18 protein-coding genes are annotated in these 16,075 nt (G+C 42.3%); 1 reads left to right on the plus strand and 17 read right to left on the minus strand.

Translation table 11 applies throughout. From position 1 onward, the window contains the following. Nucleotides 1-254 precede the first annotated feature (254 nt). From spoIVA to QF06_RS09630, 8 genes are all read right to left on the minus strand, one after another. Nucleotides 255-1,733 carry a stage IV sporulation protein A gene (gene spoIVA / locus QF06_RS09595; RefSeq protein WP_014480131.1) on the minus strand — a complete coding sequence of 493 codons (1,479 nt, stop codon included), beginning with the start codon at nucleotides 1,731-1,733 and terminating at the stop codon, nucleotides 255-257. Between the two features lie 180 nt (nucleotides 1,734-1,913). Beyond that, entirely contained in the window at nucleotides 1,914-2,648 is a 735-nt protein-coding gene (locus tag QF06_RS09600; protein ID WP_041849973.1) for a hypothetical protein, read from the minus strand. A gap of 21 nt (nucleotides 2,649-2,669) precedes the next feature. Then, nucleotides 2,670-2,873 carry a DUF2768 domain-containing protein gene (locus tag QF06_RS09605; protein ID WP_004399143.1) on the minus strand — a complete coding sequence of 68 codons (204 nt, stop codon included), beginning with the start codon at nucleotides 2,871-2,873 and terminating at the stop codon, nucleotides 2,670-2,672. 337 nt (nucleotides 2,874-3,210) lie between these two features. Then, entirely contained in the window at nucleotides 3,211-4,248 is a 1,038-nt protein-coding gene (locus QF06_RS09610; protein ID WP_015251807.1) for an NAD(P)H-dependent glycerol-3-phosphate dehydrogenase, read from the minus strand. A gap of 17 nt (nucleotides 4,249-4,265) precedes the next feature. After that, a complete protein-coding gene (gene der, locus QF06_RS09615) occupies nucleotides 4,266-5,576 on the minus strand; it encodes a ribosome biogenesis GTPase Der (RefSeq protein WP_021481550.1) in 1,311 nt (436 codons plus the stop codon). Nucleotides 5,577-5,729: 153 nt separating this feature from the next. Next, complete coding sequence (locus QF06_RS09620) at nucleotides 5,730-5,924, minus strand: capping complex subunit for YIEGIA (protein ID WP_038828580.1); 195 nt, start codon at nucleotides 5,922-5,924, stop codon at nucleotides 5,730-5,732. Beyond that, on the minus strand, nucleotides 5,921-6,814 hold the full coding sequence (locus QF06_RS09625; protein WP_003230562.1) for a YIEGIA family protein: 894 nt from the start codon (nucleotides 6,812-6,814) through the stop codon (nucleotides 5,921-5,923). The genes QF06_RS09620 and QF06_RS09625 overlap by 4 nt, the downstream gene beginning before the upstream one ends. Further along, on the minus strand, nucleotides 6,811-7,410 hold the full coding sequence (locus QF06_RS09630; protein ID WP_003230560.1) for a YphA family membrane protein: 600 nt from the start codon (nucleotides 7,408-7,410) through the stop codon (nucleotides 6,811-6,813). The genes QF06_RS09625 and QF06_RS09630 overlap by 4 nt, the downstream gene beginning before the upstream one ends. Nucleotides 7,411-7,487: 77 nt before the next feature. Between QF06_RS09630 and QF06_RS21200 the strand changes: the two genes are divergently transcribed. Continuing rightward, the gene (locus QF06_RS21200) at nucleotides 7,488-7,619 is read left to right on the plus strand and encodes a YpzI family protein (protein WP_003225499.1); all 132 of its coding nucleotides are present in this window, start codon (nucleotides 7,488-7,490) and stop codon (nucleotides 7,617-7,619) included. A gap of 42 nt (nucleotides 7,620-7,661) precedes the next feature. Here QF06_RS21200 and fni read toward each other — a convergent pair whose 3' ends face one another. The 9 genes from fni to QF06_RS09670 all read right to left on the minus strand — a co-directional run bounded on the left by fni (nucleotide 7,662) and on the right by QF06_RS09670 (nucleotide 16,019). After that, the gene (gene fni / locus QF06_RS09635; RefSeq protein ID WP_041850191.1) at nucleotides 7,662-8,711 is read right to left on the minus strand and encodes a type 2 isopentenyl-diphosphate Delta-isomerase; all 1,050 of its coding nucleotides are present in this window, start codon (nucleotides 8,709-8,711) and stop codon (nucleotides 7,662-7,664) included. A 12-nt stretch (nucleotides 8,712-8,723) separates the two neighbouring features. Beyond that, nucleotides 8,724-9,872, minus strand: a complete 1,149-nt coding sequence (gene rpsA, locus QF06_RS09640; protein WP_014477197.1) for a 30S ribosomal protein S1 — start codon at nucleotides 9,870-9,872, stop codon at nucleotides 8,724-8,726. Nucleotides 9,873-10,104: 232 nt separating this feature from the next. Beyond that, nucleotides 10,105-10,779 carry a (d)CMP kinase gene (cmk, locus tag QF06_RS09645; RefSeq protein ID WP_041849974.1) on the minus strand — a complete coding sequence of 225 codons (675 nt, stop codon included), beginning with the start codon at nucleotides 10,777-10,779 and terminating at the stop codon, nucleotides 10,105-10,107. 78 nt (nucleotides 10,780-10,857) lie between these two features. Further along, on the minus strand, nucleotides 10,858-11,034 hold the full coding sequence (locus tag QF06_RS21205; RefSeq protein WP_021481556.1) for a YpfB family protein: 177 nt from the start codon (nucleotides 11,032-11,034) through the stop codon (nucleotides 10,858-10,860). A gap of 44 nt (nucleotides 11,035-11,078) precedes the next feature. Then, on the minus strand, nucleotides 11,079-11,732 hold the full coding sequence (gene dgrA, locus QF06_RS09650) for a cyclic di-GMP receptor DgrA (protein ID WP_041849975.1): 654 nt from the start codon (nucleotides 11,730-11,732) through the stop codon (nucleotides 11,079-11,081). Between the two features lie 93 nt (nucleotides 11,733-11,825). Continuing rightward, complete coding sequence (gene ypeB / locus QF06_RS09655; RefSeq protein ID WP_029726759.1) at nucleotides 11,826-13,178, minus strand: germination protein YpeB; 1,353 nt, start codon at nucleotides 13,176-13,178, stop codon at nucleotides 11,826-11,828. A 34-nt stretch (nucleotides 13,179-13,212) separates the two neighbouring features. Beyond that, nucleotides 13,213-14,130, minus strand: a complete 918-nt coding sequence (gene sleB, locus QF06_RS09660; RefSeq protein WP_014480142.1) for a spore cortex-lytic enzyme — start codon at nucleotides 14,128-14,130, stop codon at nucleotides 13,213-13,215. A 138-nt stretch (nucleotides 14,131-14,268) separates the two neighbouring features. Further along, complete coding sequence (prsW, locus tag QF06_RS09665) at nucleotides 14,269-14,925, minus strand: glutamic-type intramembrane protease PrsW (RefSeq protein WP_014480144.1); 657 nt, start codon at nucleotides 14,923-14,925, stop codon at nucleotides 14,269-14,271. A 119-nt stretch (nucleotides 14,926-15,044) separates the two neighbouring features. Then, a complete protein-coding gene (locus QF06_RS09670; RefSeq protein WP_043940145.1) occupies nucleotides 15,045-16,019 on the minus strand; it encodes a YpdA family putative bacillithiol disulfide reductase in 975 nt (324 codons plus the stop codon). Nucleotides 16,020-16,075 lie beyond the last annotated feature (56 nt).

The raw sequence follows: 16,075 nt of genomic DNA on the forward strand, positions 1-16,075 counted from the left end.
AACGGCTTTTTAAGAAAAACTGCACTCTGAGGAATGTTTGTCCAACAAAGTGAAGAATTTCTGTATGTAGAGTAACACATATAAAAAGCCATATCAAGCATTTTAAAGCGTCAATCCCTTGCTCGTCAAGGATTTAAGGTGATTTACCGAACAAATATTCCTTTTTTTCCTTTTTTCATCCTATTCCTTGATCCTTTTCCATTATTAAGAGCAAAGAAAAAAGACCTCCCATTCTATAAAGAGGTCTACCGGTATTACAGTATGATGGCGATTAAGCCGCCAGAGCCTTCGTTTATGATTCTTTCTAATGTTTCTTTTAATTTATACCGTGCGTTTTCAGGCATTAATGACAGCTTTGCCTGAATCCCTTCTCTCACAATTGAGCTCAGCGACCTTCCGAAGATATCGGAATTCCAGATGGAGAGCGGATCATCCTCAAAGTCCTGCATTAAATAGCGTACAAGCTCTTCACTTTGTTTTTCCGTTCCGATAATCGGGGCGAATTCGCTTTCGACATCGACTTTGATCATATGGATCGACGGAGCGACAGCTTTCAGCCTCACACCGAATCGCGAGCCCTGCCTTATAATTTCCGGCTCATCGAGACTCATATCAGCTAAAGCAGGCGCTGCAATACCGTATCCCGTCTGTTTGACCATTTTTAAGGCATCAGACACTTGATCATATTCTGTTTTCGCATGGGCGAAGTCTTGCATGAGCTCAAGCAGATGGTCTCTTCCTCTGATTTCGACGCCCACAACTTCTTTTAAGATTTGATCATATAGATGATCCGGCGCGTACAAATCAATTTCTGCCACTCCTTGGCCCAGCTCAATTCCGGCTAATCCGGCACTTTCAATGAATTCAAACTCGCTGAATTGGCCGACAACCCTGTCTACGTCCCGGAGCCGTTTAATATCCTTAACCGTTTCCTTTACGGACTCCTGATAGCTTTCACGCAGCCAATGGTTTTCTTTCAGCACCATTACCCAGCTTGGGAGATTGACATTCACTTCTAGCACCGGAAACTCGTAGAGGGCCTCTCTGAGCACATTCAGCACATCTGATTCCCGCATGCTCTCTACACTCATTGCCAATACCGGGATATCATATTTTTCGCTTAAATCCTGGCGCATGGCTTCCGTTTCCGGGTGATACGGCCTGACTGAGTTGATGACCATAATAAAAGGTTTGCCAACCTCTTTCAGCTCTTCAATGACTCTTTCTTCAGCCTCTATATAGTCACTTCTGGCGATATCTCCAATGGTGCCGTCTGTCGTAATGACAACTCCGATGGTCGAGTGTTCTTGAATGACTTTTCGAGTGCCGATTTCAGCAGCCTCATGAAATGGGATCGGTTCTTCGTACCAAGGCGTATTGATCATCCGCGGCCCGTTTTCATCTTCATATCCTTTAGCCCCGGGGACTGTGTAACCTACACAATCTACTAATCTTATATTCACATCGAGTCCGTCTGACACATGAACAGACATCGCCTGATTCGGAACAAATTTAGGCTCTGTAGTCATAATGGTTTTGCCGGCTGCGCTCTGCGGCAGTTCATCCTGCGCTCGGGCCCGGTCTGCTTCGTTACTGATATTCGGGAGCACCACAAGCTCCATAAATTTTTTAATGAACGTGGATTTTCCTGTACGGACAGCACCTACGACTCCTAAGTATATATCGCCTCCTGTTCGTTCAGCGATATCCTTGAAAATATCGACCTTTTCCAAGTGATCCCCTCCCGGACTTCCTATCCTTTTCAATTTTATTAAGCTCTTTCAATCAAACACAGGACACTATATGTGTATGACGTTGTCCTATTTGAATATGACATCTTTAGAAAATTTCTCATCCTCAATCTATTAATATAAAAAAACCTTTCTCCCTATTTGTATGCAAGGGAGAAAGGTTCATTCCTTTTTCAAATCATTTTCTAAAAAAACAGGTTCCTGTTTGTCATTTACCGTATATTTTACAGAAAACGCGGGGACAAAGGGGGTTTCCTGCCAAATCATATCCTGAATTTCAGTCCCGGGTTTAAACGTTTTCTTGCTTTTTTTGAGGCAAGAAGCCAGCTCAGTCCGGTAATCAGCATATATTTCTCCGTCTCCGTCAATCATAAGCGGCAAGGAATTCCCTGAGATTGGGCTTGTCACTGTAAGAGAGCTTCCATCCCCAAGCTTCTTCTCATCGAGTGTAAATAAATCGCGAGATAGCACATCCTTGTAAGGCGGATATTGATGCTCCTGACGATACATTTGGATGCGCAATTTCACATCGCGAATTTTTTCTGCCATCTTTAGATCAATTAATTTAACAGTCGGATCGTTCTCTACGTCAACAAGCACGTATTGATAGTCTCCCCCGCTTTCAAATGCCGTACTTGGAGGTTCAGCTATGTATCTTGGCGCTAACCGGTTAAAGTCTATCGGATATTTTTGATATAGCGGTGTCGACATATCTTTTGTTTGAATGGGAAGCAGCCCTCCATTTGCCTTTTGAAATTCATCAACAGCAGATTGAACCTGCTTTAGCTGGTCTTGATAAGGAATGGCTTGCACACTGCTTTTCCGTTCATTTGGATATAAACATCCGGATAAAAACACGACTGCCGCAAAAATGATTGCGCACTTCAGTTTACCCATACAGCACTTCCTTTTACAGCTTTATTCATTGACAGGGCCGCTAAAAACCACGACAAACACAATAATTCCAGATATGAGCATACACATGTATGCGAATGATGAAATCGCAATCTTCAAAAAACGGTTTTGGCACTTAAAGCGGCTTAAATAGATGGAAGCTACAGCCAGAAACATCAGACCCATGGACCCTAGAGCAAACCACATTTTCATCAATGCCAGATTCAATGACGTGCGCCTCCCCGATATGTATGATGTAAGCGTTATATTATATTTTAATATACAGCGCCGGAAAAGATCAACCAGATTTTCCATCCTTTGATAGAACAAAAAAACTGAAGCAAAGAGGGGGACCTTCGCTTCAGTCAACTTGACTATATTCACCTGCACGTTTAAGAAACACTCTCTTGGACTTCGATGCTATAGTATGCGACATGGCATACAGATGCATCCTCTATTGCCTAAATCGGCAAAATGTTTCAGGAGATCCCAAGACTTGGGTGTTCTTCTGTTTTTCGGGCTTTCGTTCAATTAAGATATGCGATCCATCATTTGATTGACACTTTTACTTCACTTGATTTTCAAACGTATTTACCAAATCCTCCATCTCGTGGGTTTTCCCTCTCGCCATTAAAGATTCAACAGCGGTTTCCACTTTTTGTCCGTTGAATAGGACCTGATGGAGAGCTTCTGTAATCGGCATTTTAACATCATATTTCTTCGAAAGCTGATAAGCCGCTTTCGTCGTGCGAACGCCTTCGACTACCATTCCCATCTCTTCAAGAACATCTTCAAGCTTGTACCCTTTTCCGAGCAAATTGCCCGCACGCCAGTTTCTGGAATGAACACTTGTGCACGTCACAATCAGATCGCCTACTCCTGTCAATCCAGAGAACGTCAAGGGATTTCCGCCCATTTTCGTTCCGAGTCTCGCGATTTCGGCAAGTCCGCGTGTAATCAAAGCAGCTTTGGCATTGTCGCCGTACCCTAAACCATCTGTAATTCCTGCAGCAAGGGCAATAATATTTTTTAAAGCCCCTCCGATTTCAACTCCGATAATGTCAGGATTTGTGTATACCCGAAAATTGTGATTAATAAATAGATCCTGCACCTCTTCTGCTGCCCTCATGCTCTTTGAAGATGCAGTAACAGTTGTGGGGTGCCGCAGCCCTACTTCTTCCGCATGACTCGGGCCGGAAAGGACAACAATATCTTTTCTGACATCACTCGGGAGCTCAATTTCCATAATTTCAGAAATGCGCAGAAGTGAATCCGGCTCAATACCTTTGCTGACATGAACAAAGACCGCCTTTTTCGTTATAAAAGGGACAGCCTGTCTCAGCACTTCCCGAATTGCTTTTGTTGGAACAGCAACGATAATGAAATCCGCGTCTGAAACAGCTGTCTTCATATCCGTTGTTGCCTCTATTGATTCTGGAAGCTTGACGTTCGGCAAATAATCTTTATTTTCATGCTGATCATTGATTTGATGGATCAGATCTGCACGGTGCCCCCACATGGTTACATCATGATGATTATCAGCTAACACTAAAGCCAGTGCTGTTCCCCAGCTCCCCGCTCCGAGCATTGTGACTTTTTTCATATTTGCTTCACACCTTTTTATTTTCTAGCTCTTGCAAATATTTTGATTGGTGTCCCCTCAAAACCGAACGCGTCTCTGATTCGGTTTTCTAAAAACCGTTCGTATGAAAAATGCATCAATTCCGGATCGTTTACAAACACAACGAAGCTTGGCGGCTTTACCGACACTTGAGTCGCATAGTAAATCTTCAAACGAGAACCGTTATGAGTCGGTGTCGGATTCATTGCCACAGCGTCCATGATGACATCATTTAAGACGTTTGTTTGAACTCGAAGTGAATGATTTTCACTTGCTTTAATAATCGCAGGCATCAGCGTATGGATCCGTTTTTTCGTTAAGGCAGACATAAATAGGATTGGCGCATAATCCAGAAATTGAAAATGATCGCGAATATTTTCTTCAAATTCTTTCATTGTGCTCTCATCTTTGTCAACAGCATCCCATTTGTTTACGACGATTACGACGGCCTTGCCCGCTTCGTGTGCATAACCGGCGATACGCTTGTCCTGTTCAATAATGCCTTCTTCGCCATCCAGCACAACTGCCACGACTTCTGAGCGGTCAATCGCTTTCAGCGCCCGCAGTACACTATACTTCTCAGTCGTTTCATAGACTTTCCCTTTTTTTCGCATACCGGCAGTATCGACAATGACAAACTCCTGCTGGTTGTAAGTAAATGACGTATCAACAGCATCTCTTGTCGTTCCAGCCACGTTGCTGACAATAACGCGTTCTTCGCCGAGCATTGCGTTCACAAGTGAAGACTTTCCGACATTCGGACGTCCGATCAGACAGAATTGAACAACTTCCTCATTGTATTTCGTTTCTGGAATGTTTTTAAAATGCTCTGCAACGGCATCCAGTAAATCACCCAGTCCGAGTCCGTGTGTTCCCGAAATTGGATACGGCTCACCAAAGCCTAGCGAATAAAAATCATACATATTCGCTCTCATTTCTGTGTTATCCAGTTTATTAACCGCTAAAACAACAGGCTTTTTTGTGCGGTACAAAATTTTCGCCACTTCTTCATCAGCAGCTGTCACGCCTTCACGGCCGTTCACCATAAAAATAATCACGTCCGCTTCATCCATGGCGATTTCAGCCTGCTGGCGAATCTGCGCTAAGAACGGCTCATCACCGATATCTATACCGCCCGTATCAATCAAATTAAAATCATAATTCAGCCATTCAGCCGAGCTGTATATCCGATCCCTTGTCACGCCAGGGGTATCTTCTACTATTGAAATTCTTTCTCCCGCAATCCGGTTAAAGATTGTGGATTTTCCTACATTTGGTCTCCCGACAATGGCTACGACAGGTTTACCCATAGTACCCTTCCTTTCAATCCAGCCGCTTTCATTTTTACATAAATTTTCAACCGGTTATTAAAATCATTTCATTCACTTTTATGAAAAGAAACCCTTCAGAGGAAGGGCTTAACTCATTTATTATATCAGTTTTTACTGGGATCACAACTATTCTTAAAAATGTTTCACGATCAAATACACGTCATCTCCGATTCTGTGTGCTATTCCATCAAGGATCGCCTCAAGATTTTTAGCGAAAAGCTCCATCTCCTTTTGGTCATTGCAAAAAAAGACAGGTGCTCCCCCTGCAGCCCGGTTTGGATTTGTCGTGATTACAGACAAAATCACTTTCGTAAGAGATTCACTCATCCTATCACCTTATCCTGATTCTTGATAAATTCAGTCGGCATTCTAATCGCATTTTCCAGGGTTGGAACATTGCTAATAATTTGAACAGCCGTTTCGGGATGGTGAATTTGCGGGAGAACAAATACCGCCACTCTCCCATCATTTAAATCCCGTTTTGCAATTGGTGTCAAAGATGGCTCTCCTGAATCCCGATAAACCCCAAGCACATTGGAAACATCAAATAAAATGGCCTGACGCTGCCCTAAATTTGCTATCGTCGCTGCTGAATTAAAGTTTTTTGGCGTTAAAATAAAGCCCATGCCATGCTTTAAAATCAGTTCCTGTTTCTCTGGAAGCCCGATATTCATCATATAAATATTATCAACAAACAGTCCCGGACCGTCAAAGCGCGGCTTTATGTACTCGATGTCTACAATATCCTTCAACACACTGCCCGACATAAATTTCATGGCCAGTAAAAAACAAACGACAGCCGCTATGACAGCAGCCCAGATGGATAAAAACACATACGCAGAGGTTGTCAAAAGCGCTGTAAAGATCACAATATAATTTCTGCTTTCAAACGCAATGGCAATCCCCTCAATATATGTGCTTCCCCTTGAGACAAGTTCATACGAATCCATTTGCGTCAATGTGTTCCGCTCCATGTTTCGGACATCTCTAAATTGCGTCGCTGCCAATGTTAAAAATGTGATGGCCGTAAATTCCTCCTGCAAAAGCGCCGGCATAATAATTGCACCTAAACCAGCCGCTATCAACCCCAGCGCGATGTGAATCACTTTCCCATGAACATAGGTCGGATACTGGCGGTAATCCGTTTTCAGCATATAAAGCCTTGTCGCAATTCCGGCAATGACCCCAGCAATAATCGGATAGATGTAATCACTCATGACATTTTGGTAGCTCCTTTGTTTGATCTTTTGCTTTTCTGACCAATCTGGCTTGCGAGGTGTTCGTATTTAGATATGCCAAACAGCAATATCATCCCCGCAGAACACGCATTCAGCCATTGAAAGCCGCCGACAGCCATAGCCCCGGCCAACTTCTGGATCACAAATGAATACACCAGTTCGCCTTGGCACATCCCTAGGACAAATAAGACAAGCTGCTTCTCAAAATTCCTTTCAACAGAAGCTGTTAAAAGCACTATTAATATAACAGCAGCCCACTCAGGTTTTATGATGAACCAAACCGGGTCATATAATGCAAAAAGATAAACAAACGCATACGCGGCAACAAGCGTCAGATAGACCATGATATAACGAAAACGATACATTCCCAAATACCCGGCATAGACACATCCGCAAACGAAAAACATCAAATATGCAGCATTCAGGGAAAAATATAAAGCGATGTCATGTATGCTTAGAATAATATTAGTTAAAATAAAGACAGAGACGGCAATTCGTCTTTTCGTCTTTTCAAAAATAAATGTTGTCAGAACCCACAGAAACCACATTGACCAATAGTAATAAAATTGTTCCATTTTACTTCCTCCATATTCCCAGTATGGAGTTCAAGCACATTTTTTAAACAATCGATCTCACATTAAGGAGTATGATCATGGGAAAAGACAGACAAGAGAAAAAACTCAAAGCTTCAGGCAGAGTCGAATCAGACCGCGACCAGTCCATTCACTATGACGGAGCGACAAGCCTTGAACAAAACGGAAGATTCAAAAAGCGAAAATCATAACACAAAAAGCCCAAACCACATATGGTTTTGGGCTTTTATCATTTATCGCACACTATAGCTTGATGTATTGACCCCTCTCTCTGTGAGCCAATGATGGGTTTCACCTTTGATCACAAGGGGCGCCTTTTGTAAATCGTCAATCGTTCTGGCGCCCAGCACGGTCATAATCATCTTTAATTCCTCAAGGATCAGCTGAATCTCCTCAAGCAGTCCTTCCTCACCGCTGTCAGTCAGCGTTTTTAAAAAATGCCCTGCCATTCCGGTGCAAGAGGCCCCAAGCGCAATGGCCTTTGCCACGTCAAGTGCATCTTGCAGACCGCCAGAGGCGATCATGGTGCTTGCAGGAAACTCGGAGCGGATTTCCGCCAAACTTGCAGCTGTCGAAATGCCCCACGAGTTAAAAAAGGAGATTTGCCGCTGTCTTCGGAGATTTTCGATTTTCGAGAAATTTGTTCCCCCGTAACCGCCAATGTCAACAGCTGCAGCACCAGCTTCATACAGCTTTCCTGCTGATTCTTTGCTCATACCGAATCCGACTTCTTTCACAATGACTGGTACACTGACATGACTGCAAATTTGTTCAATACGTTCCAGTGCGCCGCCAAAGCTTCTGTCTCCTTCAGGCATCACAATTTCCTGAATCACATTGAGGTGGATCTGCAGCGCATTTGCTCCAATCATCTCAACGGCTTCCTTTGCCTGAGCAGCCGTTGCCTCGCTTCCCAGGTTGGCAAAAATCAGCCCGTTTGGGTTTTCCTTCCGAACGATTTCATAGGAAAGACGCTCTGATGGATCTTTTAATGCTGACATTTGCGATCCCACAGCAAGGGGAATTCCAGCCTGAGAAGCCGCTCGCGCAAGCGATTTATTAATCTCATATGTAAGTTTTCCGCCGCCGCCAGTCATTGCATTGATAAAAATCGGCGAACTGCTTGAAAGTTCGCCGATTTTTGTGGAAATATCTACTTGTTCTAATGCAAGATCGGGCAGACTGACGTGAACAAACGTAATATCATCAAGACCTGTTTCCCGCTTTTGGCCGGTGGACAGGGCATGATTGATGTGTTGTCTTTTCCGTTCTGCTCGAGTCACGTTTATCACCAATTATTTTAGTTTATTCAGCTTATCTCCGATCAAATCTCCAAGCTGGAAGCCAGTGCTTGTTTCTTCCTTCGCTTGATATTGACGGTAATCTTCCTGATCAGCTTTAGGCGTTTCTTCAAGTTCACGCATGCTTAATGAAATGCGCTCCTCATTTTCATTCACATCAAGAACCTTCACTTTTACAGTCTGTCCTTCTTCAAGAACTTCATGCGGCGTGCCGATGTGTTTATTGGAAATTTGAGAAATATGAACGAGACCTTCAACACCTGGAAGGATTTCAACAAAGGCACCGAAGCTTACAAGACGCTGTACGGTTCCTTCAAGCACATCGCCAGGCTTCACTTTTTCGCCGATTTGGCTCCAAGGTCCAGGCAGTGTATCTTTGATTGATAAAGAAATACGTTCATTATCACGGTCAACCGATAGCACTTTCACTTTTACTTCTTGTCCCTCTTCAACAACGTCAGACGGCTTCTCTACATGAGAGTGGGAAAGCTGTGAAATGTGTACAAGTCCATCGATGCCGCCGATATCAACAAACGCGCCAAAATCAGTCAGGCGCTGTACTTTGCCATCAAGTACACTTCCAACTTCAAGAGACTGAAGAAGTTCTTGTTTTTTATTCGCTTGTTCACTTTCAACAACAGCACGGTGTGAAAGGATCACGCGGTTTTTATCACGGTCAAGCTCTACAACGAGCAGTGACAGTGTTTTTCCTTTATAGTCAGTGAAGTCTTCAACGAAATGTGCTTCAACAAGTGATGCCGGAATAAAACCGCGAACGCCGATATCAACGACAAGGCCGCCTTTCACGACATCTTTCACTTCAGCTTCAAACACTTCTTTTGTTTCAAATTTTTTCTCAAGGTCTTCCCAAGCGCGGTCTGCATCAACAGCACGTTTAGATAAAATCAAAGCATCGTCTTCCACTTTTGTTACTTTCAGGTCAAGCTCGTCGTCTACTTTAACAACATCCGATGCTTTCTCTACATGAAGACTTGATAATTCACTGATTGGAATAATACCGGATTGTTTGACATTGATAATTTCTACATCTACATGTTTGTCTTCTACCTTTGTCACAATCCCTTTAACTACATCTCCAACCTCTGGCACTTGAACATCAATTTGATTCATTTCCTCTGTCATTTGAATAACCTCCTTGGTCCAAACCTACACAGCTTAATTAAAACGGTTTGAAAGCTGAACATATAACATGCCCGCTTTTAGCCGAATATGTATTAAAGAATCATCCAAAAAAGTTTTTTGAATGATCAATAAAAAGTTTTATTAGTATTAACTTCTAATAAAAGGACAGGTTTGTCAAGCAATAACATTCTATCTTCGTTGAAAAATTCAAAAAAAGTGGCATTTGCCATCCTCAGCGGGACTTTTGCTCCACAGCCTCGAGGATTTTATCAGCTACCTCTTGAATGGAAAGCGATGTCGTGTCGATTTCAATAGCGTCTTCTGCTTTACGCAGCGGAGATACTTCGCGCTCTGAATCAAGCTTGTCTCTTCTTGCAATTTCCTCAATTAATGTTTCGTAGTTGACATCAAAGCCTTTTTTCACATTTTCTTCATAACGGCGTTTCGCTCTCTCTTCAACAGATGCCAAAAGAAAGATTTTTACTTCTGCATTTGGCAGCACATGCGTCCCGATGTCACGACCATCCATGACGACGCCGCCTTTTTCCCCAAGCTGCTGCTGGCGTTTCACCATTTCTTCTCTGACACTTCTGTGCTTGGCCGCAATTGAAACTTGGTTGCTGACTTCATCTGTTCTGATCGCATCAGTTACATCGGTGCCGTTTACAAGCACTTTTTGTCCATCTTTTGTTGTAATCAGCTCAATGTCTGTCCGCTTTAGCAGCTCAGCCAGTTTTTCTTCATTTGTCAGCTCAACGTTTTCTTGTAAAGCCGCGTACGTAATCGCTCGATACATTGCTCCTGTATCAATATATATGTACGATTTTTTCTCAGCCACAATTTTGGCAACGGTGCTTTTCCCTGCAGCTGCCGGGCCGTCAATTGCAATCGATAATTTCTTTTCCATAATTCCTCTCCTTGCTCTTTTCTCCTCTATGGATTGTATCACGAACTTTATGAAAAAGGGTGAAAAATTGATGAATAATTAATGTTTGAAGGTTTCAATCTTATTGTCCCCCTCCATGTTATCCACCCCTTCATATTGAATCACTTTTGATACGTATGGTTCAATATGCTGATAGTGAAAAAGAAATTGGACACCAAATAAAATGATGGCCTGAATGAACAATAATTTGATCAGCAGCCGTTCAAATGTTTTCATTGGAGCACCTCCATTACAAATAGTATGGAAGTGTTTGCCGATGTTTATTCCATTCGGGCCTTTCTTCTCTTATTTAACTGGCGCCTGATGCAGTATTGAAGCAAAGCCTGCTGGTCACCTGCTGCAATTTCTGAATACTCTAAAGTCATTTTGCGTTTTCCTGACTTGGGGTCATTAAAGATTCGTTTGACAACTGCTTCTGTTTCTATTTGACGTGTGTGCTCCTCTTCAGGAAGACGGATGATCAGGCGCAATGATTCCCCCGATTGAAAAGAAAGGCCATCATTTAAAACCACGGCGATGCCGCCTGCACTGATGTTATAGGATAGTGTGCGGAACTCTTCTTCATTTCCCGGCTGAATTTGCACATCTAATACCGCATCAGTTCTTACATATTGGCGGCGCTGGATTCTTTTCATTTTTTCACGGGGAGGCATTTCAAGACAGATCATTTGAAGTTTGTCCTTCACTTTACCTTTTATACGGCTTATAAAGCGATAAGGAACTTCGTCTTTTCCCACAAACTCTACCGTTACTTCCATATCGTTATGTAAAATCACAGTTCGCCCTGTAACTACATCAACAGGATACGCGATCAAAAGTTCATTGTTTTCAATGCTGACCGCCTTGCTTTTTGCCTTTTTCAATTCATTTTCTTCTATATATTCTAAAAGTACATTTTCTCCAATCTCTATCATTGACTTCACTCTTTCGCATTCAATATACTCACGTTTTTATTAAAGCACGTAATGAAAAAAAGGAAAAGACATTTAGTCCTTTCCTCCTGTTTTTTATAGGTCTTTATATATAGGTTCTGCATTTTTTAGTTTTTCAACCTTTTCTTCCGATCCGTCTTTGGCATTGATATACATTCTGAATGTGTCATTTTCAATTGTCCCAAGCATTTCGTAGCATAACACTTCTTGACCTAGTTCATTTGTAATCAAAGCGAGCCTTGTTTCTCTCACTTGTACATTTTTATTTAATTTAGACTTTGCCTCTGCTTCAGTAATTGCAGGCTTAGGTATGGTTCTTTTTCTGTGAGATGTGAGGAAGTCTCTTGCTGAAAAGCCGACAACTTCACCGTCATCCAAGGCCACTTTCATACGAATTGCCTCTGGGTACATCCGGACTTTATTTTCAACAGGAACATATGAAAATACACCGATTTTATCATATTGGGCACTTTCATCAATTTCCAAATCATCTGTTTCAAATCCGTTTTTCTTTAAAAATGCAAGCGCTCGGTTCGATCCGTCATTCAAACTGATTTTCTGATCTTTCACTTCTCTGTTTTGGATCAAATATACCGGATGCCCGCCCTTCTTCGTAATATCCATATAAATCACTGCTTTATGGTCTGGGTCTTTCATGCTGATGCTATATACATCGCGATTTGTTTTTTTTCCGCTCTTTACCACTTTAATTGAATAATTGTCATCTGGGGCAAAGCGCTCAGCAATTTGTTTTGCTTCCTGTTCGGAAATTTGTTTTCCCTTCAGATGGCTGAAGCCTTTCTCTTCTTTTTTCGTGCTGGTGAAACTCGGGCCAAGATCAGTGCCAGTGGAGAATGCACCAACATTTTTTTCGACTGTTTTAAAGCTGTTGATAATCGTATTATCACTTTGTTTTTCGTCAGAAGCCAGGGCCATTTCTACGTCCATCCAGCGAAGGTTTTTGCTCATGACAAGGTGCTGAACATGACGCAATTCGTTTTGTATATCTTCGGACTGCTGATATAGCTTATTTAGTGATGTATACTCGTTTTTATCAAGCGGCTTTTGGTCCAAATCTCTGACTGACGTTTTATAGCTGAAATCGCCGATCTTTGATAATAGCTCTTCAGTTTTATTAAACGGCATTAATGTAAGCGGCAGCTGACTGACACTGTTATGAGCTTCTGATGTAATCCTCCACACATCGATCAATGCAGGCGACAGTGATTTTTGGCTGTTCATGGCAAGTGTTGTTCCGATTTTATCATGAAGCTGATCCATCTGATAGGTAAGCTCATGAAACGCCCGCTGATAGTTATTTTCAGCATGAAGAAGAACTGCGTCTTTTTCCTGGTGTTCTTTGTATCCCCAGTAGCCTGTACCGACTATTGCAATACCAAGCACGGCGATTAAAATTCCTCTGATCATTTATCACACCTCTTTTTATGCTTTCTCATATCTGCTACTCACAGAAAATGTGTTTACCGATTCTTTTAATCTGTGGACGCCCCCAAATCCACGGACTTGTAGCCGTATCCGGATTAAAGTAGTAAAGTGCTTCCTCTGATGGGTCCCAGCCATTGATGGCATCCAGCACTGCTTCTCGGGCCGTTTCATTCGGCTGCATGTAAATTTGTCCGTCGGCTACTGCTGTGAAGGCAAGCGGCTCAAAAATAACCCCCGCTACTGAATTTGGAAATAACGGGCTGTTCAAACGGTTTAAAATGACTGCTGCAATAGCAACCTGCCCCTCGTACGGCTCGCCCCGGGCTTCGCCATAAACCGCTTGAGCAAGCAGCCTGATATCGTTGTTGGAAAATCCACCAGGCATGTTCGCTGCTACCGCATCCTGTTTTCTTGCTTTTGCTGGTGTATTGTTTTGCTGTTTATTCGCATTCGCTTTAGGCTGCTGCGTTGTTTTTTCCGCAGGCTGTTTCTGCCGTGCTTCTGCTTGCTGTCTTGCCTTTTGTGTTGCTGCTTTTGATGGTTTCGTCTGATATTTTAGCGGAATTTTTCCGTAATGCGTGAATGTATTCCCTTTATTGAGCTGTTCCATGACATATTCACGATAGTATTTTGATTTACATATTAAGGTTTGCTTTGTTTTAGCTCCTACAAGGCCGTCAACCTCTTTTAACCCGAATTGATCCTGAAAATTCCGAACTGCCCAGTACGTCCCCCATCCATAAACCCCATCAATTTTTCCGTTATAATATCCGTTGTATTGAAGACGCGCCTGAAGTTCGACCACATCGTCCCCGGTTGCCCCTCTTTGAATGACCTGATTCGAAAAGGCAGAGATGGTTTCAGTATTGAAAAACGTCGTTATTGTAAAGGAAAAAAGGATGAGACATGCCATAATCGATCCTTTGGACTTCATCTTTTCAAGCCTCCTACTGCAAATTTTTAAGTGTAATCGTATTTTCTGTAACGAGGTTATTTTTATACACTCTTTCCTTGTTATCCCTCAGAACATAAAAACTGCACACAAAAAAGCCGCACGGTTGCTGTGCGGCTTCTATACTTGCATCATATTAACGGAACGGGCTTTTTTCGCTTTACGCAAACCAAACCACCATAAAAATACCATAAATGGAAGCATATAATAAATCCAATTGCTAAGCGCTGTTAGGATAAAATCATATGATCCATGCAAAAGGGATGGGACAACTAAAGAAAGAGTAAGCCACTTTACACGCGCCTTATCAGCGGAAAAACGGGCTTTTCCAAGATAAAATCCCATTATAACGCCAATCAAGGCATGGCATGAAACAGGCAGCAGCGCCCTGACAAACGCATGCTCTACGCCGTGGCCAATTAAATAAAGAATATTTTCGAGGGTTGCAAAACCGAGAGATACACTTGTACCGTACACAATCCCGTCATAATGCTCATCAAAGTGGGCGTGCGGGTAAACACTGATCATCAGTATAAACCATTTTAATGATTCCTCCAAAAACCCCGAAGATAAAAAAGAAACGAAAAAGCTTCCGCCTCCTACATTCTCTTTTTCAAGTACATACTGGATAAACATGATGGGAAATACAAGAACAACCCCGAGAAAAAACGACCGTAGCACCATATGTACAGGTTCATTATCATACTGATCTTTTAAATAAAAATAACTTAATAACGCGATGCCGGGGGCAATTCCTGCAGAGATGATTGCAAACATCAGGCAACCTCTTTCCTTTATATTCCTACGTCTATCCTACCATGTTGTTTAAAATTTTACATCTGTCTGCACTTAAAAAAACAAAAAGAGCATACGAATGCATCATATGCTCCTCATCTTTAATGGTTTTCTCTTTTGGCGATTTCCGCTGCGATATGCCCCCCGTGAAACCTGCCGTTTTCAATAAATATTTCATTTGCATTATTTCCCGCAGCAATAACACCGGCAATAAAGACACCTTCAACGTTCGTTTCCATCGTTTCTTCGTTGAAATATGGACGCCCTGTTTCTTTATCAATTTCAACACCAATTTTTTCAAGAAATTGATGATCAGGATGATAGCCTGTCATGGCAAATACAAAATCATTTTTAATGGTAATGAGTTCTTTCTCTCCGGAGCGAAACACAACTTCATCCTCGGTGATTTTTTCGACACAAGCGCCATATTCCATACGGATTGTACCGTTTCTGACGAGGGCTTCAAATTCCGGCAGAATCCACGGCTTAATGCTTGGAGAATACTCATTGCCCCTATATAAAACTGTGACACGCGCTCCAGATTTCACGAGTTCAAGGGCAGCGTCCACGCTTGAATTTTTCCCCCCGATAACAACAACATCTTTATCAAAATACGGGTGACCTTCTTTAAAATAATGAAATACTTTCGGCAAATCCTCACCGGGTACATTCATATAGTTTGGATGATCATAATAGCCTGTGGCGATGATACAATATGGCGTCGTGTAGGTCTCTTTTGACGTCTCAATAACGAATGTGTTTTTTTGCGTTTTCGTCACTTTATGCACCATTTCAAACGCATTAACACGGATGTTTTTCCGTTTAACGACTTCACGGTAATACGATAAAGCCTGGATTCTGACAGGCTTCCTGTTCTCTGTAATAAATGCGACATCTCCGATTTCGAGCTTTTCACTTGAGCTGAAAAAGGTTTGATGCGTCGGATAATTGTAAATACTGTTAACGACATTGCCTTTTTCGATGACGAGGGCATCAATGCCAATTTGTTTTAGGTGAATGGCAGCAGATAGTCCGCAAGGTCCTCCGCCTATAATAATTGCTTTTTCTTGAATCATTTCTGTCAACTCCTGCGATTGGCATTTCACTTCATATTTTCTATTTCCGAATAAAA

The organism is Bacillus sp. YP1 (assembly GCF_000877815.1).
GTDB classification, from domain to species: Bacteria; Bacillota; Bacilli; order Bacillales; family Bacillaceae; genus Bacillus; species Bacillus subtilis.